Annotated in this window: 24 protein-coding genes; 4 read left to right on the plus strand and 20 right to left on the minus strand. The window is 55.7% G+C overall.

All coding sequences use genetic code 11. From position 1 onward, the window contains the following. Nucleotides 1–107 precede the first annotated feature (107 nt). The 19 genes from OSH09_RS04010 to rpsB all read right to left on the minus strand — a co-directional run bounded on the left by OSH09_RS04010 (nucleotide 108) and on the right by rpsB (nucleotide 18,450). Nucleotides 108–782, minus strand: coding sequence for a class I SAM-dependent methyltransferase (locus OSH09_RS04010; protein ID WP_266120237.1), 675 nt, complete (start codon nucleotides 780–782; stop codon nucleotides 108–110). Then, on the minus strand, nucleotides 782–1,045 hold the full coding sequence (locus OSH09_RS04015; protein ID WP_376912121.1) for an Rrf2 family transcriptional regulator: 264 nt from the start codon (nucleotides 1,043–1,045) through the stop codon (nucleotides 782–784). Before OSH09_RS04015 ends, OSH09_RS04010 begins: the two co-directional genes overlap by 1 nt. 253 nt (nucleotides 1,046–1,298) lie before the next feature. After that, nucleotides 1,299–2,747 (minus strand): amidase, encoded by a 1,449-nt coding sequence (locus tag OSH09_RS04020; protein ID WP_266120238.1) that lies wholly within the window; start codon nucleotides 2,745–2,747, stop codon nucleotides 1,299–1,301. Nucleotides 2,748–3,022: 275 nt separating this feature from the next. After that, nucleotides 3,023–3,805, minus strand: a complete 783-nt coding sequence (locus OSH09_RS04025; protein WP_266120239.1) for a TrmH family RNA methyltransferase — start codon at nucleotides 3,803–3,805, stop codon at nucleotides 3,023–3,025. Between the two features lie 8 nt (nucleotides 3,806–3,813). Then, on the minus strand, nucleotides 3,814–4,419 hold the full coding sequence (rnhB, locus tag OSH09_RS04030; protein WP_266120240.1) for a ribonuclease HII: 606 nt from the start codon (nucleotides 4,417–4,419) through the stop codon (nucleotides 3,814–3,816). Continuing rightward, a complete protein-coding gene (lpxB, locus tag OSH09_RS04035) occupies nucleotides 4,416–5,618 on the minus strand; it encodes a lipid-A-disaccharide synthase (RefSeq protein WP_266120538.1) in 1,203 nt (400 codons plus the stop codon). Before lpxB ends, rnhB begins: the two co-directional genes overlap by 4 nt. A gap of 56 nt (nucleotides 5,619–5,674) precedes the next feature. Then, nucleotides 5,675–6,463 carry an acyl-ACP--UDP-N-acetylglucosamine O-acyltransferase gene (gene lpxA / locus OSH09_RS04040; protein WP_222667315.1) on the minus strand — a complete coding sequence of 263 codons (789 nt, stop codon included), beginning with the start codon at nucleotides 6,461–6,463 and terminating at the stop codon, nucleotides 5,675–5,677. A gap of 3 nt (nucleotides 6,464–6,466) precedes the next feature. Next, on the minus strand, nucleotides 6,467–6,922 hold the full coding sequence (fabZ, locus tag OSH09_RS04045; protein ID WP_003799758.1) for a 3-hydroxyacyl-ACP dehydratase FabZ: 456 nt from the start codon (nucleotides 6,920–6,922) through the stop codon (nucleotides 6,467–6,469). Between the two features lie 12 nt (nucleotides 6,923–6,934). Beyond that, nucleotides 6,935–8,068, minus strand: a complete 1,134-nt coding sequence (gene lpxD, locus OSH09_RS04050; protein WP_266120241.1) for a UDP-3-O-(3-hydroxymyristoyl)glucosamine N-acyltransferase — start codon at nucleotides 8,066–8,068, stop codon at nucleotides 6,935–6,937. Between the two features lie 6 nt (nucleotides 8,069–8,074). After that, nucleotides 8,075–8,629 (minus strand): OmpH family outer membrane protein, encoded by a 555-nt coding sequence (locus OSH09_RS04055; protein ID WP_189390600.1) that lies wholly within the window; start codon nucleotides 8,627–8,629, stop codon nucleotides 8,075–8,077. Between the two features lie 61 nt (nucleotides 8,630–8,690). Beyond that, a complete protein-coding gene (bamA, locus tag OSH09_RS04060; RefSeq protein WP_266120242.1) occupies nucleotides 8,691–11,033 on the minus strand; it encodes an outer membrane protein assembly factor BamA in 2,343 nt (780 codons plus the stop codon). A gap of 52 nt (nucleotides 11,034–11,085) precedes the next feature. After that, nucleotides 11,086–12,408 (minus strand): RIP metalloprotease RseP, encoded by a 1,323-nt coding sequence (gene rseP, locus OSH09_RS04065; RefSeq protein ID WP_266120243.1) that lies wholly within the window; start codon nucleotides 12,406–12,408, stop codon nucleotides 11,086–11,088. Between the two features lie 11 nt (nucleotides 12,409–12,419). After that, nucleotides 12,420–13,622, minus strand: coding sequence for a 1-deoxy-D-xylulose-5-phosphate reductoisomerase (locus OSH09_RS04070; protein ID WP_266120244.1), 1,203 nt, complete (start codon nucleotides 13,620–13,622; stop codon nucleotides 12,420–12,422). A 40-nt stretch (nucleotides 13,623–13,662) separates the two neighbouring features. Continuing rightward, nucleotides 13,663–14,517, minus strand: a complete 855-nt coding sequence (locus OSH09_RS04075) for a phosphatidate cytidylyltransferase (RefSeq protein ID WP_266120245.1) — start codon at nucleotides 14,515–14,517, stop codon at nucleotides 13,663–13,665. Nucleotides 14,518–14,530: 13 nt separating this feature from the next. Continuing rightward, nucleotides 14,531–15,295 (minus strand): polyprenyl diphosphate synthase, encoded by a 765-nt coding sequence (gene uppS / locus OSH09_RS04080; protein WP_207875733.1) that lies wholly within the window; start codon nucleotides 15,293–15,295, stop codon nucleotides 14,531–14,533. Between the two features lie 25 nt (nucleotides 15,296–15,320). Further along, nucleotides 15,321–15,881, minus strand: coding sequence for a ribosome recycling factor (frr, locus tag OSH09_RS04085; protein ID WP_207874888.1), 561 nt, complete (start codon nucleotides 15,879–15,881; stop codon nucleotides 15,321–15,323). Nucleotides 15,882–15,900: 19 nt separating this feature from the next. Beyond that, the gene (pyrH, locus tag OSH09_RS04090; protein WP_207874889.1) at nucleotides 15,901–16,617 is read right to left on the minus strand and encodes a UMP kinase; all 717 of its coding nucleotides are present in this window, start codon (nucleotides 16,615–16,617) and stop codon (nucleotides 15,901–15,903) included. A 93-nt stretch (nucleotides 16,618–16,710) separates the two neighbouring features. Continuing rightward, the gene (gene tsf / locus OSH09_RS04095; protein ID WP_266120246.1) at nucleotides 16,711–17,589 is read right to left on the minus strand and encodes a translation elongation factor Ts; all 879 of its coding nucleotides are present in this window, start codon (nucleotides 17,587–17,589) and stop codon (nucleotides 16,711–16,713) included. Nucleotides 17,590–17,700: 111 nt separating this feature from the next. Then, on the minus strand, nucleotides 17,701–18,450 hold the full coding sequence (gene rpsB / locus OSH09_RS04100) for a 30S ribosomal protein S2 (RefSeq protein ID WP_207874891.1): 750 nt from the start codon (nucleotides 18,448–18,450) through the stop codon (nucleotides 17,701–17,703). A gap of 662 nt (nucleotides 18,451–19,112) precedes the next feature. On the opposite strand from rpsB, the gene map reads away from it, so the two are divergent. From map to OSH09_RS04120, 4 genes are read left to right on the plus strand one after another with little or no spacing between them, the layout of a single operon-like run. After that, a complete protein-coding gene (gene map, locus OSH09_RS04105; protein WP_207874892.1) occupies nucleotides 19,113–19,913 on the plus strand; it encodes a type I methionyl aminopeptidase in 801 nt (266 codons plus the stop codon). Between the two features lie 3 nt (nucleotides 19,914–19,916). Then, the gene (locus OSH09_RS04110; protein WP_207874893.1) at nucleotides 19,917–22,496 is read left to right on the plus strand and encodes a [protein-PII] uridylyltransferase; all 2,580 of its coding nucleotides are present in this window, start codon (nucleotides 19,917–19,919) and stop codon (nucleotides 22,494–22,496) included. Beyond that, nucleotides 22,496–23,209 (plus strand): MarC family protein, encoded by a 714-nt coding sequence (locus tag OSH09_RS04115; protein WP_009457020.1) that lies wholly within the window; start codon nucleotides 22,496–22,498, stop codon nucleotides 23,207–23,209. Before OSH09_RS04110 ends, OSH09_RS04115 begins: the two co-directional genes overlap by 1 nt. A 4-nt stretch (nucleotides 23,210–23,213) precedes the next feature. Then, on the plus strand, nucleotides 23,214–23,714 hold the full coding sequence (locus OSH09_RS04120; protein WP_266120247.1) for a disulfide bond formation protein B: 501 nt from the start codon (nucleotides 23,214–23,216) through the stop codon (nucleotides 23,712–23,714). Nucleotides 23,715–23,822: 108 nt separating this feature from the next. On the opposite strand, the gene OSH09_RS04125 is transcribed toward OSH09_RS04120, so the two are convergent. Continuing rightward, nucleotides 23,823–24,980, minus strand: a complete 1,158-nt coding sequence (locus tag OSH09_RS04125) for a serine hydrolase domain-containing protein (protein ID WP_266120248.1) — start codon at nucleotides 24,978–24,980, stop codon at nucleotides 23,823–23,825. Nucleotides 24,981–25,138: the final 158 nt, after the last annotated feature.

Below are 25,138 nucleotides of genomic sequence, written 5' to 3' on the forward strand. Positions count from 1 at the left end.
ACCTCAGGGAATTCGGACAGCATCATCAAAACCACTGCGCAAGATACTGGTTAGCAACAAAACGGGGGGCACGATCGTGCCCCCAATAGCCAAGTAGACTTCAGCTCTTACGGCTTGTAGGCGACCCAGCCCTTGAACGTGAATGCGCAATAGAAAAGTTCAATATCAATAAATCCGGCCTCACGAAGCAGGTCAACATCCTGCTGCGGTGAAAGCACGGGCAGCCGCTCCTTGATCGCCGCCATATTGCCCTCGGCCTGCTCCACAGACACGCCAGAAGCCATAGTGAATGCCGCAGTACGCGCAAGCCATTTATCTCTAGCAGGATCGTCGTCTGTGAAGCTGTGATGTGCGACGACAAGGGGCGCCCCAGGCTTGAGTCTGAGGAACATCTGTCTCAAGGTCTGCAGGCGTTCGGCTGATGGCAGAAAATGCAGCGTCAGCAGGCAAACAGCGCCATCAAACGGCCCCTCTGGGGCACTGTCGATATAGCCCTCGTGCAGACGCACACGCCCCCCGTCCTGACCGATTGTTGTGCGGGCGAGCCCAAGCATCTGAGCTGACGGATCAACACCGTCGAAAAGCCAAGTCGGCCGCATATGGGTGAAGGCCTTCAGCTCCAGTCCGCCGCCTGCACCGAGCACCAGGATACGTGCGTCAGCAGGCGCACGTTCACCCAACAGCACGCCTGCCATCCTATGCAAATCAAAAAGGCCGGGCACAATCCTGGCCGCCCGATCGGCATAGCTCGATACGGACACCGGGTCAGAGAACGGGTTCATCACACGTGACCTTTCGTGAGTGGGGCGTCATGCCGTTGGCGCAAGGCGACCGTTCCCAGGTCAATACGGATACGCCATCCCTCTAAGTAGCCTCGATCGGACTTCACAATGCCCGCTGTCCGCAGGTATCCCATGCTGCGTCGGACGACGACGGGATGAATGCCCAGACACTGAGCCAGAGATTCTGAAGTAGTGGGTCCATCCTGTTCAGCCATGCGCAAAAGCGCATGAAGGAAGGACGATAGGCGGCTATCTCTTTTCATGTAACTTATAATGTTCTCTTTGAAATGTGATGTCAAGCAGGTGTAACCCAATGGCATCATCCAGCAAATGTCATTGCTGAAATCACGGCGAAATACAAAGGGCCTGAGTCCAGTGCAATACCGAACTCAGGCCTTCCGCTATTAATTTTTAACTGTCCAACCTCTTGGGCTCAGTTCACAACACCCACTTCAGGCCGTTTATAAGAAACCATCTGTCTGGAATGCAGTCGCCCCACCCCGTGAATAGTACGTCTCAATCCAAACGGCCAACCCAGACTTGGGGATGTTGATCTGCCCAGGGCAAAGCCTGCTCCAACTGCCCTGCCAGACCAAACAACATGCACTCCTGACCATAGGCGGCGGTAAACATCATGCCAATCGGCAAAGAGGTCGCCACATCGTATCCCGCTGGTACGGACATGGATGGCGAACCACTGATATTGGCCAAAGCCGCAAAAGGCGCTTGCCGAAATACATGGGCTATCCAGCCCAGGCCGTCCACCTGATCTTGTACCTTGTTGTACTCCCCCACTTTCATGGGCAACGTGGGGACAGTGGGGGTCATCAAAACATCATATTTTTGAAAATACGCCCCCAGATTGCGTGAAACCGTATTGCGGACCGCAATCGCCCCCAAAATATCAATACCTGTGATTTTCTTGCCATAGGCATAGGCTGCCAGCGTCGCCTTTTCCAGATACTCCTCGTTAACAGGACGCCCCGTGGCCGCTGCAATACTGTCCACCCAGGCTGCCGTATTCACGTTCCAGAACTGGGCATTGGCATGCACAAACGCCTCCCAGCTCACCCCCGAGTCAAACTGCAAGGGCTCGACCTGATGTCCCAGAGACTCCAGCACTGAAGCCATATCAATGGCCTTGGCTGCAATCATCGATTGGGTTTTGTCACCGCTGGGAGGGTCCATCATCAAGCCAATGCGCAAAGGCCCTGGATGCTTTTTCACGGCTGATAGGAAACTGCGTGGCGGTGGAGCCGTGTAATACGGCTCCCCAATGCCAGGGCGGCTGATCGCATCCAGCAAGGCGGCACTGTCACGGACGCTACGGCTGACGCCCAGGTGAGCCAATAAGCCGCTCCACACTTCATCTTGCAAGGGGCCGCTGGATACCCGCCCCCGAGTCGGTTTCAAGCCGAACAAACCATTGACTGCCGCCGGAACGCGGATAGAGCCCCCTCCATCCGTCGCATGGGCAAGTGGCACCATCCCTGCCGCAACAGCGGCGGCAGACCCCCCGGTTGAACCGCCTGCATTAAAAGCGGGATTCCAAGGGTTCAGTGTGGGCCCTACGCAGCGCGCCTCGGTCGTAGTACTGATGGCAAATTCCGAGGTCGTTGTACGCCCCAAGGTCATCAGCCCTGCTTCCTTGTAATAACGCATCAGAGTGCTATCGGAATCCATCACCATATCGTGCGCCAGCTTGCTGCCCAGCTCGTAGCGCTTGCCCTTCATGGTGATGGCCAGATCCTTGATCAGAAAAGGCACTCCGTAGAGCACAGAGTCCCGATCCGCGTGGGGGTCCACCTCTGCATCCCAGCTTTCAACGACCGCATTGATTTTGGGATTAAGCTTGTCGATGGCTTTTTTGCCCACCTGACTCAACTCTTGAACACTGATTTGTTTCTTGGCGACCAGCTCGGCCAAAGCCAGGGCATCGTAAGTCGCGTATTCGCTAAGTTTCATTGTTGACCTCATCTGAAAAAACAAGGATTAAGAATCCAGCCGGATACCAACGATGGAGCGATACAAGGTGAAGAGGCAGCACGTGCAGGGCTGCAGATAGACGGGCAAACAAGACAGGCCTGCCCCGTCAGGCGCTCAATGCTAGCCTACCGACAACTAGGTGCCTTACTAGATGATTTACTTGATTTTACAAGAAGAAACAAGTGCTATATCAAGACAGAATTGTCGTGTACACGTTCATTCTGCTTAAGGCTTTGCAATGAAAGCAGCCAGGGCTAACGGCTGTGTTGACGTCGTTGCTCGTACAAGCAAAGGGCGGTGGCGATAGCCACATTCAAGGACTCGACTCCCGGAGCCTGGGGAATGAACAGGCGCTGATTCGCCTTGGTCAGCAAGGCTGGGCTGACGCCTTGCCCTTCATTGCCAAACACCCAAATCGCTTGGTCAGGCAAGCTAGCTTCATACAGGTCCTGAGTATCGGGCCCCAGAGAGGTCACTAGCACCGGCAAGGCGGCCTTTTCCAGCAGCTCCGCCCCATCCACTTGCTCGTGCACCTGAATAGAGAAATGAGCGCCCTGCGCGCTGCGCAGCACTTTTTGTGACCAGACGCTGGCACAGCCTGGCGTCAGATAAACGGCTTCCAGGCCCACTGCCACCGCAGTTCGCAATACAGTTCCCACATTACCGGGATCCTGAACCTGATCCAGCAAGATGGCGCGTTTACGGGGAGCCGTCCAGGCTTGCCCACGAGGCACGCGGACAATAAAGCCCACGCCCTGCCCCTGGCCCACCTGGGAGACAGCGTTCATCAAGGTAGCATTGAAAATGACACTGCTATGGCCGGGTAAGAAGCGCGCCAATTCCAGCAGTTCTTCCGAGTGACGATCCATCTCGAAAACAGCCAGCTCCGGCTGGCCACGGCGTTCCAGCCACATCTGACAGAGATGGATGCCTTCCAACCAAATTAGCTGATCGCCCCCGTCCAGCTCGCGCTTATCATGAGCCAGGCGCTGCACTCGTTTGAACAGTGCATTATCTTTGGATTCAATCAGCCTCATTCTTCAACTTACCTAACTAAAGATGCGCGTACCGGCGCGAAACTTCGACGATGCTCTGGACAAGGGCCATGCTGTGACAAACGCTGCAAATGCAAGGCCGTCCCATACCCCTTGTGTTGATCAAAACCGTACTCGGGATAGTCACGGTGCAGCTCCAGACAAACTGCATCCCGTGCCGTTTTAGCCAGAATGGAAGCGGCTGCAATGGCCGCATGGCTGGCGTCGCCTTTGATAATGGCCTCGGCGGGACAGCACAAATTCATTGGAATACGATTGCCATCGACCAGAGCCTGCTCTGGCTTGAGCTTCAGACCATTACAGGCTCGCTGCATGGCCAGCATGGCCGCATGCAAAATATTGATGTCATCAATTTCGGCAACGCTTGCGCTGGCAATTTCCCAGGCCAAGGCCCGTTCCTTGATCAGTACAGCCAGCGCTTCACGCCGTTTGGCCGTCAGCTTTTTGGAATCGTTCAAACCCTCAATGGGATTATCGGGATCCAGAATCACGGCAGCCGCAAAGACCGGGCCTGCCAAGGGACCACGTCCCGCTTCATCCAGCCCCGCAACCAAACCGGCCGACACATCACTGACCAATAAATCTAGCTGCTTCATCCACGTGCCATCTTCAAAATAACCTCGGCTGCCAAAGCAGGCGTGTCGCGGCGCAAGCTCAGATGCATGTCGGTAAAGACCTGCTCTATATGGGCCACATAGTCTTGATCGCTCAAGGCTTTCCAGCACGCTTGTGCCAGCTTCTGAGGCTGGGCGTCTTCTTGCAGCAACTCCGGCACCACAAAATCGCGGGCCAAGACATTGGGCAAACCGACCCAGGGCACATACGGCCTGTCCTGCCCGGACTTCCAACGTATGATGCGCTCCATCATCGGGCTAAGCACATAAGAAATAACCATGGGACGCTTGTACAGCGCCGTTTCCAGACTGGCCGTCCCACTGGCAACCAGAACCGCATCACTGGCTTCCATCACCGTCCAGGCAGGTGGACGAATTACGCCTTCCGAGTCTGGCTCACGAATCCCGGCAGTGTGGGCATCAATAATGTGTACATTGCGTACCGGATACTGTGCCAGCGCCTGTTCAAACTCCTGGCGACGCTTGGGATTGACCATAGGCACCAGAATCGTCAGATCAGGATCTTGATCCTGCAGAATTTGTACGGCCTGCAAAAAGCGGGGCGACAACATCTTGACCTCGGACGAACGACTGCCCGGCAACACACCCAAAATACGACCTGACTCCGGCAAGCCCAGACGACGTCGCGCATCGGCTTTATCGGGCTGCAAAGGAATATTGGCCGCCAACGGATGCCCCACATAGGTCACAGGAATACCTTCCTTTTCGTAGATCTCGGTCTCGAAAGGAAACAGCACCAGCATATGGGAAACCGCTTCACGGATTTTGTGGATGCGCTCATAACGCCAGGCCCAAATCGACGGGCCCACAAAATGTACCGTCGGTACGCCTGCCTGACGCAAACGATGCTCCAGGCGCAAATTGAAGTCCGGCGCATCAATGCCCACAAACACATCGGGACGTTGACGCAAATAGTGATTGCGCATGCCCAGATAAGTGGAAACCAGGCCCGGAATACGCTTGAGGGCCTCGACGTAGCCAAACACCGTCAAGGCATCCATGGGATAGTGCTGGTGAAACTGCTGGGCAGCCATCTCGGGGCCACCAATACCTTCTACCTGCACACCAGGGCTACCCTGGCGCAATCCCTGGATGATACGAGCCGCCAGCAAATCGCCGGACGGCTCGCCTGCTACCATTCCTACTCGCAGATCCCGCATGGCCCCAGTTTGCCCCGACCCGTCTGAACGTGCCGCTAATGGGCTGGAGGCGCTGCTCATGGTCGGCAAATACCCCGGCTGGAGTCATTCAGGAAGTCGACCATGACCTGCACGGCGGCACGGCAATCGGGCTGTGCTTCTTGCAAGGCCTGCATTTGCTCTACTGCCTGCTCCACTGTCAGCTTGCGACGGTACAGCAGTTTGTAGCTTTCCTTGACGGCTGAAATTGCTTCAGCCGAAAAGTTGCGACGGCCCAGACCTTCGCTATTCACACCAACCGGGCGAAAAGGATCACCCGCACCGATGACGTAAGGAGGAATGTCCTGACGCACCGAGCTGGTACCGCCAATCATGCTGTGAGCGCCGATACGACCAAACTGGTGCACGGCAGTCAAACCGCCCAGAATGGCCCAGTCGCCAATGTGCACGTGACCGCCTAACTGAACGCTATTGGCAATAATCGTGTGATTACCGATCTGGCAATCGTGAGCAATATGGGTGTAGGCCATGATCCAGTTGTCATCGCCTACACGCGTCACGCCCACATCCTGCACCGTACCGGTGTTGATGGTGACGTACTCGCGAACCATATTGCCATCGCCAATTTCCAGACGAGTGGGTTCACCAGCGTACTTCTTGTCCTGCGGCATGCCCCCGATGGAGCAGAAACGGTAGAAATGGTTGTTGCGACCAATCGTGGTCACGCCATCTATCACACAGTGAGGGCCCACTTTGGTGCCCGCGCCAATCGTGACATTGGGCCCAATGATGCTGTAAGGCCCGACCTCAACATCATCTGCAAGCTGAGCGCCCGCTTCGATGATGGCCGTTTCATGAATACGCATAAACTATTCTTCCAATTGACGGATAGCACACATAATTTTGGCTTCGGCAACCACCTGGCCATCGACCAGTGCACGGCCTGTGTACTTGCACAAAGCGCGGCTGATGCGGTCAGCCGTCACTTCCAGACGCAACTGATCGCCTGGCATCACGGGCTTGCGAAAACGCGCGCCATCCACACCAACCAGGTAGTAGGCCAGCTTGTTGTCCACTTTGGCATACGGATCCTCGGGATCGGTAAAAGAGAACAGCGCAGCAGCCTGAGCCATGGCTTCAATGATCAAAACACCTGGCATCACCGGCATATGGGGAAAGTGGCCGGTAAAAAAGGGTTCATTCATCGACACGTTTTTAATGGCGACGATGCTCTTGCCGGGCACCAGTTCCAAGACGCGATCAACCAGCAACATCGGGTAACGATGAGGGAGGCGATCCATAATTTGTCGAATGTCGAGTTCCATGTCCTGTCCTGCTTATTTTTGTTTATTGATATGTTCAGATGATTCGTTTGCCCCATCGGCCTGTTGACGCTCCAAAGAACGCAGGCGACGACGCAAACCGCTCAGTTGCCCCAATACGGCAGCATTTTTCTGCCAGTCCTGGTGTCCTGCAAAGGGATAAACCCCTGTATAACGCCCGGGCTGGCTGATATTGGATGTGACGGCGGTACCGCCGGAGACGTGCACATCATCGCCCAGGACCAAGTGTCCCGAGAGCATGGCTGCCCCCGCAATCGTACAACGCGCCCCGATCTGGGTAGAGCCGGCCACCCCCACACACGCCGCCATGGCGGTATGTTCGCCGACCTGCACGTTGTGCCCGATCATGATCTGGTTATCCAGCTTGACGCCATTGGCCAGGACGGTGTCATCCAGTGCACCACGGTCTACCGTGGTATTGGCACCGATTTCCACATCGTCACCAATGCGTACATGGCCAATCTGCGCAATCTTGGCCCAGGCCCCCTTCCCTTTCACAGGGTCCGGCGCGAAACCAAAACCGTCAGCTCCCAGCACCACGCCCGAATGCAGAATGGCGCGCGCGCCAATATGCACCTGGTGGTACAGGGTAACGCGGGCATGCAGCAAACAATCCTGCCCCAGGGTCGAGCCTGCGCCGATGACACAATGCGCGCCCAAACGAGTGCCGCGTCCAATCTTGACCCCGGCCTCGACCACACAGAATGGCCCGACCGACACGCCTTCGCCCAACTGAGCGCTGGGATCAATCACCGCACTGGTATGAATACCTGTAGGCAAATCCGCCATGCGAACCTGATCGAAGCGTTGCGCCAGCAGCGCATACATCAGATAAGGTTGCGAGCACAGCACCGGGATAAAAGACGGTGCAGCAGTCAGGCTTTCATAGACTTGCGGCGTCAGAATCACCACCGCAGCAGCAGTCTGCTCCAGCAGCTCCTGCATCTTGGGATTGGACAGAAAGCTGATTTCCTCCGGGCCCGCAGAAAGCAAAGAGCCTAGGCCCCGAATCCGGGGCATAGGCTCTGTAATGCCTTCTGGCAGCTTGCAATCCAGTCCGGTCTTGTTGATGGCGTCTATAAGTTCAGACAGCTGTACAGCCTGATCAGCGTTCAGCAATACCGGCATAGTGCATCAACCGCCCAGTGCTTTCAGGACTTCCTCGGTGATGTCCACACGTGGGCTGACGGTCACGGCGTCCTGAATGATCAGGTCGTAGCCTTGGGAGTCAGCAATACGCTTGATGGCGGCATCAGCCTGCTCAACAATGGCCGAGAACTCTTCGTTGCGGCGACGGTTGAAATCTTCCTGGAACTCGCGACGCTTGCGTTGCAGATCGGAGTCCAGATCAGCCAACTGACGCTGACGCTTCACACGGTCGGACTCGGACAGCACAGGAGCGTCCTTGTCGAACTTCTGAGCTTGCGAACGCAGGTTGTTAGCCAGGCGCTCCAGCTCTTCATCACGGCGCTTGAATTCTGCTTCGATTTTGGTCTGAGCAGCTTTGGCCGGTTTGGAATCACGCAAGATACGCTCTGTGCTAACAAAACCGATTTTGGTCTGTGCCTGAACAACAGGTGCAGCGGTCATGGCGCCGACACCCAGCGCGGCAGCCAGAACGAGCGCTTTATTGCCACGCGACAAGCTGCGGGCGATGTTTGTAAGTTTTAATGCGATGTTTGACTTCATGAAAAATCTACCTTGCTAATTAGGCTGCAGAATAGTGCAATTGTGCCACTAAACACGAACATCAGAAAGCGGTACCAATCTGGAACTGGAAGGCCTGCTTATCGTCGCCTTCCTTGGCGCGCAGGGCGCGACCGTAAGACAACTGCAGAGGACCCAGCGGCGATTCCCACGACAAGCCCAGACCGGCGGCGTACTTCCAGCCGCATGGGTCTTCCGACAGACGATCAGGTTGGCCCATAGCGCAACCACCGCTTGTGTTGTCAACCTTACCGGCATCGGCAAAGACGAACCAGCGCAAGGTACGGTCACGCGAAGCACCAGGGAATGGCAGGTACAACTGAGCGTTGGCGATCATACGGCGCGAACCACCCAGATAGTTCCCGGTCAGAGTATCGCGCGGCCCCAAGGAGGCCCCCTCGAAACCACGGACCGAACCAATACCACCCGCGTACACGTTCTTGATAACCGGGAAGGTCTTATTACCAACGCTGCGACCCCAATCGATCGCACCATTCAAGGCCAAGGTGTAAGAGCGGCCCAATGGAATGTAGTGCTGGTGGCTGGCCCGCAGCATGTAGTAGCTCAAGTCCATCGTGCCCAAATCGGCCGACAGATTCGTCAAGCTACCTTTTTTAGGTGCAATCGCGCTGTCACGGGTATCTTTAGACCAGCCCAAATTGAAAATAAACGTATTGGTACGCTCACCGTACTCTTCCACGTAATCCTGATAGGCACGTGGCGTGTACTGGGGGCTCAGGCGTGAGAGCTTGTTCTGCTCAAAGTTCACACCCATGAAAATACGATCGTACTCCGAGATAGGAACACCAAAGTTCAAGCCAGCACCGATAGCCGTATTTTGGTAATCACCCCAGCCGGCATTGGAGCGGTAAGGAGTGGTACGACGATAGTAAATCGAAGTGGTCTTGCTGATACCGTCGCCGGTCCAGAAAGGATTGGTGTGGCTGATCACTGCCGCACGGTTAATTTTACTGGTGTTGACCTGCAAGGACAGGCTGTTACCACTACCAAAAATATTGTCCTGGCTAATACCGGCCGACAACATCAGTTTGTCAGTGGAACCATAGCCAATACCCAGGTTCACCAGACCCGTGGGTTTTTCTTTTACTTCCACGTTCACGTCGACCTGGTCAGGTGAGCCGGGAACCGGTTTGGTATTCACATCCACTTCATTGAAGTAACCCAGACGGTCGACACGATCACGCGAGAATTTGATGGCGTCCGAATCGTACCAGGCTGCTTCTTGCTGGCGCATTTCACGGCGCACGACTTCGTCACGAGTACGAACGTTGCCACCGATTTCGATACGACGCACGTAAACGCGACGACCGGGGTCAACATAGAAAGTCAGATCAGCCGTGTGATTTTCACGATCCAATACCGGGTTCGGGTTGGCGTTGGCAAACGCATAGCCCAAACCGCCCAGGTACTCAGTAATCGCCTTCACGGTTGCGCTGGTTTTATCAGAAGAGAAAATCTCGCCTTCTTTTTGTTGAACCAAGGGTTGAATCTTGTCGTCCAGACCCAGCAGATCACCGGCCAATTTCACGCTGTTCAGCGTGTAGGGCTGGCCTTCGTGCACGGTCAAGGTGATGTAAATGTCTTTACGGTCGGGAGAAATAGAGACTTGTGGAGGCTCTGCCGAGTACTCCAGGAAACCACGATTCAGGTAGTAAGAGCGGATACGCTCCATATCACCTTCCAGCTTTTCACGGGAATACTTATCGGTACCGGTGTACCAAGTCATCATGCCCGAGGTTGTCAGCTCCATCTGATCCATCAAGTCGCTTTGCGAAAAGGCTTCGCTACCGACGATGCGAATTTCTTTGATCTTGGCCAGGCCACCCTCAAAGATATCGAAGCTCACACCCACACGGTTACGTGGCAAAGGCGTGATGATAGGCGTGATTTCCACACCATACTTGCCCTTGGACAAGTACTGTTGCTTCAGCTCGAATTCAGCGCGTTCCAGCATGGAACGGTCAAAAACCCGGCCTTCTCCAAAGCCGACCTGGGCCAGGGAGTTCGTAATATTCTTGGCGTCAAACTCGCGCATGCCGTTAAAGGACACGGAGGCGATGGTTGGGCGCTCTTTGACGTTGACGATCAGCACATTAGTGCCGGTGTCAATTTGCACGTCGCTGAAAAAGCCTGTGGCGTACAAACGCTGAATCGCGTCAGCCGCCTGCTCTTCCGAGAAGGACTCACCGACTTTGACCGGCAAAGACGAGAACACGGCGCCGGGATCGACCCGCTGGATGCCGTTGACTTGAATATCGCGCACGACAAACGGTGCAAATGCATTCGCCAAGGCGGGAGCAAGCAGACTTGCCACCAATACGGGCAGAACACGCAACGCAAAAGTAGGTTTCCGGCTAAACGACATCCTGGACAATCCTTGGTCGGTCAAATGGTTGGAAATTGTATGCCACCCGCTCTCAACTGAAAAGGCGGGTGATGTCATTAAAAAAAGCAATACTCATCAGTGCGGCCAATAAGGCCAGGCCCAGGCGCTGCCCGATGAGCATCATACGCTCTGAAGCGGGCTTGCCGCGCACAGCTTCGATGGCATAGTACAGTAGATGCCCCCCGTCCAGCATAGGCACGGGCAATAAATTCAGTAAACCAATGCTAATACTGATCAAGGCCAGGAAATTCAGGTAGGCAATAAAGCCGATACGCGCTGTCTGGCCCGCATAATCCGCAATAGTAACCGGCCCGCTGACATTACGTACAGAGACTTCCCCGCTAATCATGCGCCCGATCATCTTTAAAGAGAACCAGAAGGTCTGCCCAGTACGGGTAAATCCGCGTTCCACGCTCTCGACTGGGCCATAACGCACCAGCGTCATCGGCATATCCATAGCGACTTGTGCCCCAATACGCCCTTGATCACTGGCATCGCCTTGGGGAGTCACCTGCAAGCGTTGAATTTCACCTTCGCGCAGTACGTCCAGCTCCAGCGTTTTGCCTGCCGATTGTTGCACCTTTTGAACAAAGGGCGTAATACCGGGCTCGATCAAATCATCCAGCCTGAGAATGACGTCATTTTTTTGCATGCCTGCTTGCTCGGCCGCACTGTCTTTAAACACTTCCTGGACGATAGAGCGTGCCGGACGCAAAACCAGCCCGGCCTGTGCCATCAAATCCTGCCCACTTGGCAAAATCTCGCCCGCCGGTAATGTCAGGTAACGATTCTGTTCATGACCGAGCAGATCCTGCACCCCGACTTCCAGCTCGCCACCCGAAGACAAGGCGTCCATAAAGGCCCAGCGCGCCTGAAACCAGGAATCAACAGGCTTGCCATCCACGGAGGTCAAACGGTCTCCTGCCTGAAAGCCCGCCAAGGCTGCTGGCGTTTCCGCCGGAACAGGACCAATTTGCGCAACCGGTTCTTCTGTACCCAGCAAACCAACAAAAGCGTAAATCACCACCGCCAGAATCAAGTTCGCCATCGGCCCGGCCAGCACAATCGCAGCACGTTGTCGCAATGGTTTCTGATTGAAAGATTCGTCGATCTGCGACTGCGTAGCATGAGCAGGCGGATCATTTTGCATGGCGACATAGCCGCCCAAGGGCAAGGCTGAGACGGCCCACTCGGTGCCGTTCTTGTCAAAACGTCGATACAGCACCTTGCCAAAACCGATGGAAAAGCGCTCTACCCGTACACCGCAGCGGCGTGCAACCCAGTAGTGGCCCAGCTCGTGAAAAGTCACCAGCACACCCAAGGCCACCAAGAAAGCCAGAACGGTGAACAACATGTTAATTCCTGTTAAATACGCGCAGAACTACGGCAGTAATCCAGCGCGAGCGAACGTGTTTCGCTATCCAGTGCCAGGACTCCATCCAAGGCGTCCAAAGCCTGACTGGCTCGGCCATTGAGCTTGTCCAGACAGTGCTCGATCACAGCCGGGATCTGAGTATAGCCAATCTGCCGTTCCAGAAAACGGTCGACGGCGATCTCATTGGCAGCATTCAATGTGACACAAGCCGCCTGACTATCACGCAACGCGTCATAAGCCAGCTTCAAACAGGGAAACCGCAGAAAGTCGGGCTGTTCAAAATCAAGACGGCCCATAGTCGCCAGATCCAGCAAACCCACTCCGCTGTACAGGCGCTCCGGGAAGCCCAGACCATAGGCAATCGCCGTACGCATATCAGGCTGACCCAACTGCGCCAGCACCGAGCCGTCTATGTACTCAACCATGGAATGAATGACGCTTTGCGGATGCACCACTACATCAATCTGATCCACGGGTACGGAAAACAACCAGTGCGCCTCAATGACTTCCAGGCCTTTATTCAGCATGGTGGCCGAATCCACGGAGATCTTGCGGCCCATGCTCCAGTTGGGATGGGCGCAGGCTTGCTCGGGCGTCACTGCATCCAGCTCGGACAAGCTGCGCGCGCGGAAAGGACCGCCGGAAGCCGTCACCAAAAGGCGACGTAAAGCTGCAACAGGCTGACCAGGCTCGGGAGGCACCTCACCGGCCAAACATTGATAGATCGCACTGTGCTCGGAGTCGATAGGCATAAGCTGTGCCCCGCCCTCTTGCACCGCCTGCATGAAGATGCGGCCCGCCGCGACCAGCGCTTCTTTATTGGCCAGCAAAACACGCTTGCCCGCACGCGCTGCTGCCAAGGCCGAAGGCAGACCGGCAGCCCCGATAATGGCCGCCATCACCGTGGTCACTTGTGGGTCCGCTGCTGTGTCAGCCAAGGCCTGTGCACCCAAACGAATCTCGGGCAAGGTGCCACCCTGCCAGGCCGCCAGAAAACGGCTGCGGGCGGCTTCATCCGGCACCAGAACAATGCGGGCGGCACTGTCGCGAGCTTGTTGAGCCAGCAGCTCCATACGACTGTGGCCACTCAAGGCATAAACCGCCATCCGATCAGGATGGCGAGCAATCACATCCAGTGTGCTGACACCAATAGAGCCAGTGGCCCCTAACACACAAACATGCTGGAAACTCATGAGTTCTTCCTTGACGCAAACGCTTTAAACCCACGCAGGATTAAAAGAGCCACGCCCCGCTTAATAGCAAGGCTACGGGAGCGACCGGCAACAAGGCGTCGATACGGTCGTACACCCCACCATGTCCGGGCAATAATTGGCTGGAATCTTTAACAGCAGCGCGGCGCTTGAGCAGGGACTCGAACAAGTCACCCACAATGGACAAGGCTGCCAGAGCCACACCCAAGGCAGCCGTTGCCACCCATCCCCAACGCTGCACAATATCGGCCGCAAAGCTGCCGGACCAGTTGGCGCTAGCCAACATCCATATGGCAGCCGCCACCATACCACCCACCGCTCCGGCCCAGGTTTTACCAGGACTGACACGAGGAGCGAGCTTGGCTTTACCAAAGGCTCGACCGGCAAAATAAGCGGCGATATCCGCTACCCAAATCAGGACCAGCAGGGACAGTACATAAACAATGCCCTGCTCGTGCAAAAACAGATACAGACTGGCCCATGCGACCAGGGGAGCCAAGACCCCCATCACGCTTAGCAAGACGCCTTGCGCACGCTGTGTTGCCTGTCCCTGGAGAACCAGGCCAGTCGCCCCAACGATCCACAAGGCTGCCATCAGCGGCACCAGGGCGCGATAGACCAGATCAGCCGCTTGCCCTTGCGGACCCGTTTCATACCAGTACACGCTCAGCCACAGCATCAGCGCGCCATTCAGCAAGGCCAAGGGCCAGGCCCACCGCTGCTGCTCCTGAGACAGACTCAGGCGTTCCCACTCCCAGCAAGCCAGGGTACTCATCAGGACAAAAATAGCCAACAAAGGCCAGCGCACCGGGGCAAGCATGGCCGCGCCCAGGATGATCAGCATGATCACGGCGGTGATGACTCGTTGTTTCAACATAGATAAGGCTCCGTCAAGGCGCGGGGGTACCCTGCACCTGGGCACTGGTGCGCCCAAAGCGCCGCTCGCGCCCACGATACCACTCGAAGGCCTGCTCAAGCTGCGCCCGGTCAAAATCCGGCCAGTACGCGTCTGTAAAGTACAGTTCGGTGTAGGCCATCTGCCAGATCAGAAAATTGGAAATGCGGCGCTCGCCGCCCGTACGGATGAATAAATCCGGCTCAGGAGCGTACGACATCGCTAGATAGGGACTGAACATGGCCTCATCCAACTGCTCGGGATGATCAACCAAATGGGGATGGGCTGCCAGCGCCTTATGAGTCGCCTGCAAAATATCCCAACGACCGCCGTAATTGGCCGCAATCGTCAAATGCAAGGTGTCGTTATCGCGGGTTTGTTCTTCTGCATCGGCAATCAGCCCACGCAATTCTTCGCTAAAGGCAGACAGCTCGCCAATAATATGAAGTCGGACGCCGCTTTTTTTAAGCGTTGCCACTTCTTTTTGCAGCATCTTGACGAACAGTCCCATCAAGAGGGACACCTCTTCGGGAGGACGTCGCCAGTTCTCGGAGCTAAATGCAAAGAGAGTCAGATAACGCACGCCGAGCTCGCCACAGGCCTCGACAATGCGTCGCACAGTTTGCACACCACGCAAGTGCCCTGCCGTGCGTGGCAAAAGACGACGGGTTGCCCATCGTCCATTGCCGTCCATGACAATCGCCAGGTGGCCAGGAACCTGACCGTGTTCCGGAATAGTTTGGGTAGAACTGAAAGAAATCACCTAGCCACCTGTGCAAAAGCCGTTAGACCGTCATGATCTCGGCTTCTTTCAGGGCGATCAGCTTATCGACCTCAGCCACGTACTTGTCGGTCAGCTTCTGGACTTCTTCCTGGGCACGACGCTCGTCGTCCTCAGAGATTTCCTTGTCCTTGACTTGCTTTTTGAGCGTGTCATTGGCATCACGACGCAGGTTGCGAATGGCCACTTTGGCATCTTCGCCTTCACCGCGTACGACTTTAGCCAGATCGCGGCGGCGCTCTTCAGTCAGCGCGGGCATAGGCACACGAATGCTCTCGCCCATGGAGATGGGGTTCAGACCCAGCTCGTTGTCGCGAATGGCTTTTTCAATGGGGCCAGCCATATGCTTTTCCCACACCTGAACGTTCAGGGTACGAGCATCCACCACCGTGATGTTACCCACCTGGCTAACAGGCACCATGGAGCCGTAATACTCAACCTGGATGTGATCCAGCAAGCCTGCAGTAGCACGGCCAGTGCGAATTTTGGCCAGGCCTGCCTTGAGAGACTCGAGGGACTTACCCATCCGGCTGTCGGTCGATGCTTTAATCTCGGAAAGACTCATGGACTAAATTCCTATAACTTTAAACGTGAACCAGGGTGCCCTCGTCCTCACCAGAGACCGCGCGCGTCAAGGCGCCGGGCTTGTTGATGGAGAACACTTTGATAGGCAATTTCTGATCGCGACACAAGGCAAATGCCGTGGCATCCATCACTTCCAGACGACGCACGATGGCCTCGTCAAAGCTGATGCGGGCATAGCGGGTCGCGCCTGGATCTTTATTGGGATCGGCACTGTAAATGCCATCGACTTTGGTCGCTTTCAGTACGATTTCCGCCCCAATCTCGGCACCGCGCAGGGCTGCTGCCGTATCGGTGGTGAAAAACGGGTTACCCGTACCAGCCGCAAAAATAACAACTTTGTTTTCTTCCAGGTAACGCAAAGCCTTGGGTCGAATGTAAGGCTCTACCACCTGTTCAATATTCAGAGCAGATTGCACGCGGGCATCCAGGCCACGGTGCTTCAAGGCATCTTGCAAGGCCAGAGCATTCATGACGGTAGCCATCATGCCCATGTAGTCGGCCGTAGCACGATCCATGCCCTGGGCACCGGGTGCGATGCCGCGAAAGATATTGCCCCCGCCAATCACGATAGCCAACTGTACCCCCAACTGGGCAACTTGGGCGATCTCCTCCGTCATACGAATGATTGTGCTGCGATTAATACCGAACGAGTCCTCGCCCATCAGCGCTTCGCCGGAGAGCTTCAACAGAACACGTTTGTAATGAGGGGTAGTCATGGTTGGGATTCCAAGTGACGAAGACAGAAGAGAGTGTAAAGCAGCAGGGCAGGCACCGCCACTACGGTGCCTGCCCTGAAAAAACAAGCTAGATTAGGCTTGGCCGGCAGCAGCAGCTACCTCAGCGGCGAAATCTTCAACACGCTTTTCAATGCCTTCACCCACAACGTACAGGGTAAAGCCAGCGATCGATGCTTTTTTCTCGGTCAGCATTTGCTGCACGCTTTGCTTGTCGTTCTTGACGAAAGGCTGGCTCAGCAGAGTCACTTCTTTCAGGAACTTGGCAACAGCGCCATCAACCATTTTGGTGACGATATCAGCAGGCTTGCCCGATTCAGCGGCCTTCTGAGCAGCCACGGAGCGCTCGGCTTCGATTTCAGCAACGTCAACGCCCGAACCGTCCAGTGCCTTAGGACGAGTTGCAGCGATGTGCATGGCCAGATCTTTACCCACTTCTTCGTCACCACCGGCGAAGTCAACCAATACGCCGATCTTGCCACCGTGAACGTAGCTGGCCAGTTGGCCGGCTGTTTCGTAACGCTGGAAGCGACGGATCGAGATGTTTTCACCAATCTTGCCAACCAGAGCAGCACGCACGGTCTCGACATTGCTGTCGGCCAGTGGCAGTTCAGCCAAAGCGGCCAGGTCTGCTGGGTTGTTCTTGGCGACCAGTTGAGCGACGTCGTTGATAAAGCCGATGAAATCATCGTTCTTGGCAACAAAGTCGGTTTCGCAGTTAACTTCAACTACGGAGCCGGTCTTGGCGTCGTCAGCGATGTAAACAGAAACCAGGCCTTCAGCGGTAACGCGGGTAGCTGCCTTGCTAGCCTTGCTGCCCAGCTTCACGCGCAAGATTTCTTCAGCACGTGCCATATCGCCGTCGGCTTCGGTCAGTGCTTTTTTGCATTCCATCATGGGCGCGTCGGTTTTCTCGCGCAATTCTTTAACCATCGATGCGGTGATTTGAGCCACGGTTTTCTCCAATTCTGTAGAACATGCCCCGGCAAGCCGGGGCGATACGAAAGGTCACTGTAGCTGTCTGCCATGACAACTTATGGTGTCGGGCAGACAGCGGTGAACCTGTTACTCCTGGGCGTCAGCCTGAACTTCGACGAATTCTTCGTCAGCAGCGATCTCTTCAACCAGACCGTTCAGGTTCTGTTCGCGGCCAGCCAACACGGCGTCAGCCATGCCACGTGCGTACAGAGCGATAGCCTTGGCCGAGTCATCGTTACCAGGAATCACGAAATCCAGACCTTCTGGCGAGTGGTTGGTATCAACCACGGCCACAACTGGGATACCCAGTGTGCGAGCTTCAGCCACAGCAATCTTGTGGTAGCCGACGTCGATCACGAACAATGCGTCAGGCAGGTTGTTCATGTCTTTGATGCCGCCGATGGCCTTGTTCAGCTTTTCCAGTTCGCGCTCGAACATCAAGGCTTCTTTCTTGCTCATGGTTTCCAGACGGCCTTCAGCCATCTGACCTTCCATTTCTTTCAGGCGCTTGATGGAGGTCTTGACCGTTTTGAAGTTGGTCATCATGCCACCCAACCAGCGGCTGTCAACGTAAGGCATACCGCAACGCTCGGCCTCAGCAGCGACCAGTTCGCGAGCAGCACGCTTGGTGCCTACGAACAGCACGTTGCCGCCACGAGCAGCCAGTTGACGCACGAATTTGGTTGCTTCTTCGTACTGAACAACCGTTTTTTCCAGGTTGATGATGTGGATGTTGTTACGCTGACCGAAGATGAACGGAGCCATCTTGGGATTCCAGTAACGGGTTTGGTGGCCAAAGTGCACACCAGCTTCCAGCATTTCACGCATTAAAGACATAAAGTTCTCCAAGGGTTTGGTCTTGTAACTGCCCGGTATCCGGTAAGGGCCGCAGCCTGTGCTGCATTCCAGACACCCCGAGACGGACAGTCACGCGATTTACAACTTAACTACATTAAAAACGTCGCCCAACATGAGTGACGCCTGCACTACAACGGACTCGCGCCACCTGGCAGATGAAAAATCTGCCCGTCGGGCCCAAGCCTGTAACTTTTCTGGCCACCCCCTGCATACAGCGCACTGTTCGCAGGTGTATCCTAGAGGATTGGATTGGCCAGCACGTGTTGAACAGGAACCGATCCGCAGCGATGAATGTGCAAGTCAGCCTGGCTGTCTTGTCTGACCCTCTTGCTGCTGTCGTCGCTTTAGCCAAGGCTAATTACTGTTCCTGCGATCCCGCTGGCCATCATGTGTTGTGAATTTAGCGGCTTGTTGCTGCCTGTCCGCCACGTACCCTGAGATTCGTTCGCTGATGCCAGCTTGTTATACAGCTTGTTGTACATACGATCCAAGTTATTCAGATCATCTGAAAACAGGCCTGCCAAGCCAAGGAAACCCAGATACTGCGCGGCACTCAACAGACTAAAGTGGTCTGTGCGGCACTGCAAAATTCACAAAAGCCTATAATTCTACTATTTTTCAATAGACCTGTTCAAGTTGCTATGAGTATTCTCGTCACAGACCCCACTGATCTCGATAAAATGCGCGCCGCTTGCCAGACGGCAGCCTCCATCCTTGACTACCTGACTCCCTTCGTCAAAGCGGGCGTCACCACAGGCGAATTAGACCGCCTGTGCCTGGAGCGCATCAATGAATTAGGGGTCAAATCGGCCACCGTGGGTTACGCGCCCCCTGGCTATCCGCCCTTTCCAGGTTCTATTTGCACCTCCGTCAACCACGTTATCTGTCACGGCATTCCCGGCGATAAAGTGTTGAAAAATGGCGACATTCTGAATATGGACGTCACCATTATTCAGGACGGCTGGTTTGGTGATACCAGCCGCATGTACTACGTAGGTGAACCCAGCATCCTGGGCCGCCGCCTGACTGAAACCACTTACGAATGCATGTGGTTGGGTATTGACCAAGTCAAACCCGGCGCCACGCTGGGTGATGTGGGCCACGCCATTCAGCAACACGCTGAAAAACAAGGCTTTTCCGTGGTACGCGAATATTGCGGACACGGTGTGGGCCAGAAATTCCACCAGGACCCGCAAGTGCTGCACTACGGCAAGCCCGGCACTGGTGTGAAACTGGAACCCGGCATGATCTTCACCATTGAGCCCATGATCAACGCGGGCCGTCGTGAACTGCGCACCCTGGCCGACCAATGGACTGTTGTCACCCGCGACCACAGCTTGTCGGCCCAATGGGAGCACGCCGTGCTGGTGACCGATACCGGCTACGAAGTGCTGACCGTCTCGCCCGGCATGCCTGCCCCTCCGGCCATCATCAAGGCGTAAACCATGTCTTTCCTGGCCCAGCTTCGCGACAGAATTGCTTGCCGCCGGGCTCGGGCCTACGAGCGCTTCCGGCAGGACCTGCATTGTGACCGCCTGCTGAAAAGCCTGTGCCAGATTTGCGATCAAGGCCTGCGTGAGCTGCTGGATCGCTACCCTTTGCCTCGCCAGGCCAGCCTGGCGGCGCTGGGTGGCTACGGTCGTGGCGAGCTCTACCCGCACTCGGATGTAGACCTGCTGATCCTCTTGCAGCGTGAACCCAACGCGCAGGACATTGACCGCATTCAGGCCCTGGTCGCCGCACTCTGGGACATAGGCCTGGCCCCCAGCCACAATGTGGCCACGCCCGCACAGTGCCTGGAACAAGCCAACCAGGACATCACTACCGAAACCGCCTTGCTGGAAAGCCGCTGGCTAGCGGGCTCGCGCCTGTTACTGCGCCATGCACAACAGCAACTGCAAAGCCAGATGGACCCGCAGGCTTTCTTTTTGGCCAAGCAGGCCGAACAGCAACAGCGCCATGCGCACTTGCAAGACACGCCCTATTCCCTGGAGCCCAATTGCAAAGAGTCGCCCGGCGCCTTGCGGGACCTGCAAGTCCTGCTCTGGATGGCGCGAGCTGCGGGCCTGGGGCGTAGCTGGGTGGATGTTGCCCAATCTGAACTGTTGACCCAATCTGAACTGAAAGCCCTGCAACGGGTAGAAGAAGCCTTCAAGCGCCTGCGTATCGAGCTTCATCTGCTGACCGGGCGCGCCGAAGACCGGCTACTGTTTGATCTGCAACCTCGTCTGGCAGAAATCTACGGCTTTCAACCCACTGCTACCCGCCGCGCCAGCGAACTGCTGATGCAGCGTTACTACTGGGCGGCCAAAATCGTCAGTCAGTTGAATCTGATCCTGATGCGCAGCATTGAAGAGCACCTGTTTCCGCAAACCGATCAGGCGCCCCAGATTCTGGACCCTCACTTTCAGATTCATCACGGCCAACTGGAGTTGCGTCAGCCCGATGGCTTTGAGCAGGACCCTTCCTTGATATTTGTGGCGATGCTGCATTTACAGCAACAGCCTAATCTACGCGGCCTGAAGGCTGATACCTTGCGCGCCCTTTGGCATGCCCGCCGCCTGATTGACGCCAAGTTCCGGGCCGAGCCCCGCAATCGACGTTTGTTTCTGGACATTCTTCAGCAGAACAAAGGCATTGTGCACACGCTGCGCCTGATGAACCTGCTGAATCTGCTTCCCCGCTACCTGCCCGTTTTCCGGCGTGTGGTCGGCCAGATGCAACACGACCTGTTCCATGCCTACACCGTGGACGAGCACACGCTGAAAGTCATACGCAACCTGCGTCGCTTCACCATGGCCGAGCACAGCGAAGAGCTGTCCATGGCCAATCAGTTAATGAGTGGTTTTGATCGTCACTGGCTGCTGTACATCGCCGCCCTCTTTCATGACATTGCCAAAGGACGCGGCGGCAATCACTCCGAACTGGGCGCCCAGGACGCACTGGCGTTTTGCCAGGACCACGGACTGATGCCTGTCGATGCCGAACTGGTGGTCTTTCTGGTTCGCGAGCACCTGAGCATGTCGCAAGTAGCCCAAAAGCGCGACCTGAGCGACCCGCATGTCATCTTTCAGTTCCTGCAAACGGTAGGCACGGAACGCCGCCTGACGGCTTTGTACCTGCTGACTGTGGCCGACATTCGCGCCACCAGCCCAACTGTCTGGAACTCCTGGAAAGGCAAGCTGCTGGAAGACCTGTACAACCTGACACTTGCCGCACTGGGCCGCCAGGCCAAGGACGGCGTGTCTGTACTGGATCAGCGCAAGCACGACGCCGCAGGCGAAATACGCCTGGCCGGACTGCTGGACGACGCCCGCGAAGATTTCTGGCAGTGGCTGGATAAACCCTACTTTCTGCGTCACGATGCCAGCGAAATTGCCTGGCACACAATTCAGCTCTATCACCAGTCCCACAGCCTGACACCGATTGTGCGCATCCGTCCTGCCGGGCAGACCGACGCCTTGCAGGTGCTGGTCTATACCAAAGACGCTAGCGGCCTGTTTTTACGTATCTGTCGCTATTTTGACAGCCAGGCTGTCAGCATTCAGGATGCCCGCATCTACACCACCCGTCATGGCTGGGCACTGGACAGCTTTATCGTCATGCTGCCCGCTTACGATCACGCACTGCGGCGTGACCCCTTGCTGATCGAAACCGAGCTGTGTCAGGCACTGCAACAGGATGTGCTCCCTAGCGAGCACATCAACTATCACTATCGCGATATTCGTTCGCGTCGCGCCCGTGTCTTTCCTATCCAGCCCACCGTGGACTTACGCCCGGACGACAAGGGCCAGGACTGGATTTTGACGCTTAGTGCCACAGACCGACGCGGTTTGCTGTACAGTCTCGCCCAGGTATTCGAGCACCACGATGTGCGACTGCGCTCGGCCAAAGTCATGACCTTGGGCGATCGCGTGGAAGACGTGTTCATCCTCAATGGTGCCGCGCTGGAACAAAACCGGAATCAATTGCGCCTGGAGCGCGATGTACGCCTAGCCCTCTCTCAACAAGCCTCCCCGTCTTAATGGAAATCTCCTCCGTATTCGCTGATGTCAGCCGCAGCTTTCTGTTTGCTTTGGCGACCTTACTGCCCATGCTTAATCCACCTGCGGCAGCCCCCATCTTTCTGACCCTCACGGAAGGCGCCAGCGTGCCTGACCGTGCCCGCCTGGCCAAGAAAGTAGCCATCAATATTTTCATCATGCTGGCCATTGCGATGGTGGCGGGAAATATCGTGCTGAATTTCTTTGGCATCTCCCTGCCCATCATTCGTATCGGCGGGGGTCTACTTGTGATCGGCACCGCCTGGCGCCTGATCAACGCCTCGGACTTTGATGCCGCCCATGCCCAGAACATGGCCGAGTCCTATTCCTGGGAACAGATTCGCTCCAAAGCCTTCTACCCCCTGACCTTCCCCATGCTTTGTGGCCCCGGCTCCCTGTCCGCCGCGCTGACGGTAGGTGCAACTTTGCACGACAACTCGGTCACCGGCACCATGAGCAAACTGGCTGGAGCCCTGCCTGCTATTGCCGCCGCCAGTTTTATTGTGTTTCTGGCCTTACGTTTTGCATCGCAATTCCTGTACAAACTGGGTAAAAATGGCACGGCTGTCGTGATGCGCTTGTCCGCCTTCATTCTTTTGTGTTTGGGCGTGCAGATTACCTGGGCCGGTTTCCATGAACTTTTCCTGGGTTTGCTACACGAAGCCTCTACCTTTCATTCTTTGAGTTCTTCTTGATACCATGGCCGCAACACTTCGCCAGTCCGCTGCACCCTATTACCTGATCGCCCTGCTCGCCTTTTCGGGCGTAGGCATTGCCCTGCTTTCCCAGCACGTCTTCAGCATCCCGCCTTGCGCCTGGTGCGTCTTGCAACGCTTTATTTTCATCGTTCTGGGCCTGTTCAGCCTGATCGCTGGCGTACTGCGCCAACTGGGCCATCAACGCAGCTCCACCCTGGCCAGCCTGCTGGGCCTGGCGACAGCCGTGGGCGGCATTTTAGCCGCCTGGTATCAGGTCTCCGTCGCACAGCACTTGTTTAGCTGCGACCAAACCTTTGCAGATCGCTTCATCACCCAATCTGGCCTGGAAAGCGGCCTGCCTTGGCTATTCGGCATTTACGCTTCCTGCATGGATGCACGCCAGCCGCTGCTGGGGATTGAGTACGCGTACTGGAGCCTGGCTCTGTTTGTGATTCTGGGCTTGGGTATGCTGGTGACGCTGTTCAAGCATCGTAGCGCTTGAGCATTTCAGTCGCCCGCTAACAGCTCTACCTGATTGAACGACACCCCAACAAGTGGACAGCGCTTCAATTTGTTGGGGTATTTTTTATATCCAAATTCGATGAGCGCCTCACGCTGGCATCAAACCCAGATCAGTGTAGACAGCATCTCTGACTTGATCCGGGAACGCACCAAACAGGCCCTCAGGCGCGGTATTGGTCATGCTGACAATAATCACATCCTGATAGGGATCAAACATCCACTTCTGTCCGAACGCCCCGACCCATTGCAAGCTGCCTGCTGACATGGGCATGTCCTCGTCAGGCTCTTGCCGGGAAATAGCCGCGCCATAGGTATAGCCCCAGTTTCGCCACATGCATTTGGGTGAGTGCGGCACATGGTCCGTTAACAACGCCTGATAGCCGGACTTGGAAAGCAGACGGCCACCTCGCAGGGCCAGCAATATGCGCATCAGATCCGGGCCCGAGCCCAGCATGGAGGCTCCCGCATAAACCGGAGCTGAAGCCTGCGACATACTCTGCTCGTCAAACTGCAACACCCCTATACCCAGATCAAGCGCCTGGTTCACCCGAGTCAAACCCTCCACATAATTATGGTAGTGGGTCGCTATCTGAAAAGAATCGCGCACGTAGAAGGAGCAATGCTCCAAGCCCAAGGGACCAGTAATCGTCTCTTCCAGAAGCTCTGACAAGCTCTTTCCCGAGGCAAGCTGCAACGCTTGCCCCACCACATCAATCCCCAAGGAATAGCGCCAGCCTGTCCCCGGCGAAAAACGGAGCGGTACGGAGCAAATGCGGCGGAAATTCTCTTGCCAGCTCAAGTCCGGCCGACCAAGCCCATCACTAATCTGCGCCTGCGCATACAAGCTCTCTTCGCCATCAATAAAACGATAGCTAAGACCGGAGGTGTGGGTCAGCAATTGATGAATCGAAATAGGCGGACATTCAGCTCCAAAACGTGGACCAAAATGAGGTAGATAACGCGTAATTCTGTCTTTTAAAGAAATCAGCCCCTGCTCTATCAAACACAAAGCCAACCAGGAACTGACCGATTTGCTCAATGACCCTAATCGGAATACCGTATCTTCCCGCATGGGCTGAGCCTGCTCCTTATCAGCCCAGCCACCTGCAAAATTCACGAGCAATTGTCCACGATGCGCCACCAGCACTACCGCACCCATAACCTGCTGTTGGCTTAAAGCCTGTTCAAGAAAATGATACAAGACAGGAAAGTCCGTCTGGCCAGGGCTAGTAAGCTGCTTTGTCATGGCCGAGCCAGAGATAGCCAATGAAGAGCCTAAGTTATTATCGCCGCTTAAGTTTTTCATCTTTGAATCCAGATAGTATGAGCCGTGACACTCATGAGTTATCGAAAGAAACAAAGAAAAAATATAAGTTAATTTATTAAAAACACATAACAATCAGG

Source organism: Alcaligenes parafaecalis (assembly GCF_026344135.1).
Classification (GTDB): Bacteria; Pseudomonadota; Gammaproteobacteria; order Burkholderiales; family Burkholderiaceae_B; genus Alcaligenes; species Alcaligenes parafaecalis.

Bases quoted from the DNA above. Each gene is read 5' to 3' on its own strand.
- rpsB (WP_207874891.1), bottom strand. From the start codon at position 18,450: ATGTCTTTAATGCGTGAAATGCTGGAAGCTGGTGTGCACTTTGGCCAC.
- OSH09_RS04125 (WP_266120248.1), bottom strand. From the start codon at position 24,980: ATGACAAAGCAGCTTACTAGCCCTGGCCAGACGGACTTTCCTGTCTTG.
- lpxD (WP_266120241.1), bottom strand. From the start codon at position 8,068: ATGCCGGTATTGCTGAACGCTGATCAGGCTGTACAGCTGTCTGAACTT.
- OSH09_RS04055 (WP_189390600.1), bottom strand. From the start codon at position 8,629: ATGAAGTCAAACATCGCATTAAAACTTACAAACATCGCCCGCAGCTTG.
- map (WP_207874892.1), top strand. From the start codon at position 19,113: ATGAGTATTCTCGTCACAGACCCCACTGATCTCGATAAAATGCGCGCC.
- bamA (WP_266120242.1), bottom strand. From the start codon at position 11,033: ATGTCGTTTAGCCGGAAACCTACTTTTGCGTTGCGTGTTCTGCCCGTA.
- OSH09_RS04120 (WP_266120247.1), top strand. From the start codon at position 23,214: ATGGCCGCAACACTTCGCCAGTCCGCTGCACCCTATTACCTGATCGCC.
- fabZ (WP_003799758.1), bottom strand. From the start codon at position 6,922: ATGGAACTCGACATTCGACAAATTATGGATCGCCTCCCTCATCGTTAC.
- lpxA (WP_222667315.1), bottom strand. From the start codon at position 6,463: ATGCGTATTCATGAAACGGCCATCATCGAAGCGGGCGCTCAGCTTGCA.
- frr (WP_207874888.1), bottom strand. From the start codon at position 15,881: ATGAGTCTTTCCGAGATTAAAGCATCGACCGACAGCCGGATGGGTAAG.
- lpxB (WP_266120538.1), bottom strand. From the start codon at position 5,618: ATGCGGGATCTGCGAGTAGGAATGGTAGCAGGCGAGCCGTCCGGCGAT.
- OSH09_RS04115 (WP_009457020.1), top strand. From the start codon at position 22,496: ATGGAAATCTCCTCCGTATTCGCTGATGTCAGCCGCAGCTTTCTGTTT.
- pyrH (WP_207874889.1), bottom strand. From the start codon at position 16,617: ATGACTACCCCTCATTACAAACGTGTTCTGTTGAAGCTCTCCGGCGAA.
- OSH09_RS04025 (WP_266120239.1), bottom strand. From the start codon at position 3,805: ATGAGGCTGATTGAATCCAAAGATAATGCACTGTTCAAACGAGTGCAG.
- OSH09_RS04110 (WP_207874893.1), top strand. From the start codon at position 19,917: ATGTCTTTCCTGGCCCAGCTTCGCGACAGAATTGCTTGCCGCCGGGCT.
- OSH09_RS04075 (WP_266120245.1), bottom strand. From the start codon at position 14,517: ATGTTGAAACAACGAGTCATCACCGCCGTGATCATGCTGATCATCCTG.
- rseP (WP_266120243.1), bottom strand. From the start codon at position 12,408: ATGTTGTTCACCGTTCTGGCTTTCTTGGTGGCCTTGGGTGTGCTGGTG.
- OSH09_RS04070 (WP_266120244.1), bottom strand. From the start codon at position 13,622: ATGAGTTTCCAGCATGTTTGTGTGTTAGGGGCCACTGGCTCTATTGGT.
- OSH09_RS04020 (WP_266120238.1), bottom strand. From the start codon at position 2,747: ATGAAACTTAGCGAATACGCGACTTACGATGCCCTGGCTTTGGCCGAG.
- OSH09_RS04015 (WP_376912121.1), bottom strand. From the start codon at position 1,045: ATGAAAAGAGATAGCCGCCTATCGTCCTTCCTTCATGCGCTTTTGCGC.
- OSH09_RS04010 (WP_266120237.1), bottom strand. From the start codon at position 782: ATGAACCCGTTCTCTGACCCGGTGTCCGTATCGAGCTATGCCGATCGG.
- rnhB (WP_266120240.1), bottom strand. From the start codon at position 4,419: ATGAAGCAGCTAGATTTATTGGTCAGTGATGTGTCGGCCGGTTTGGTT.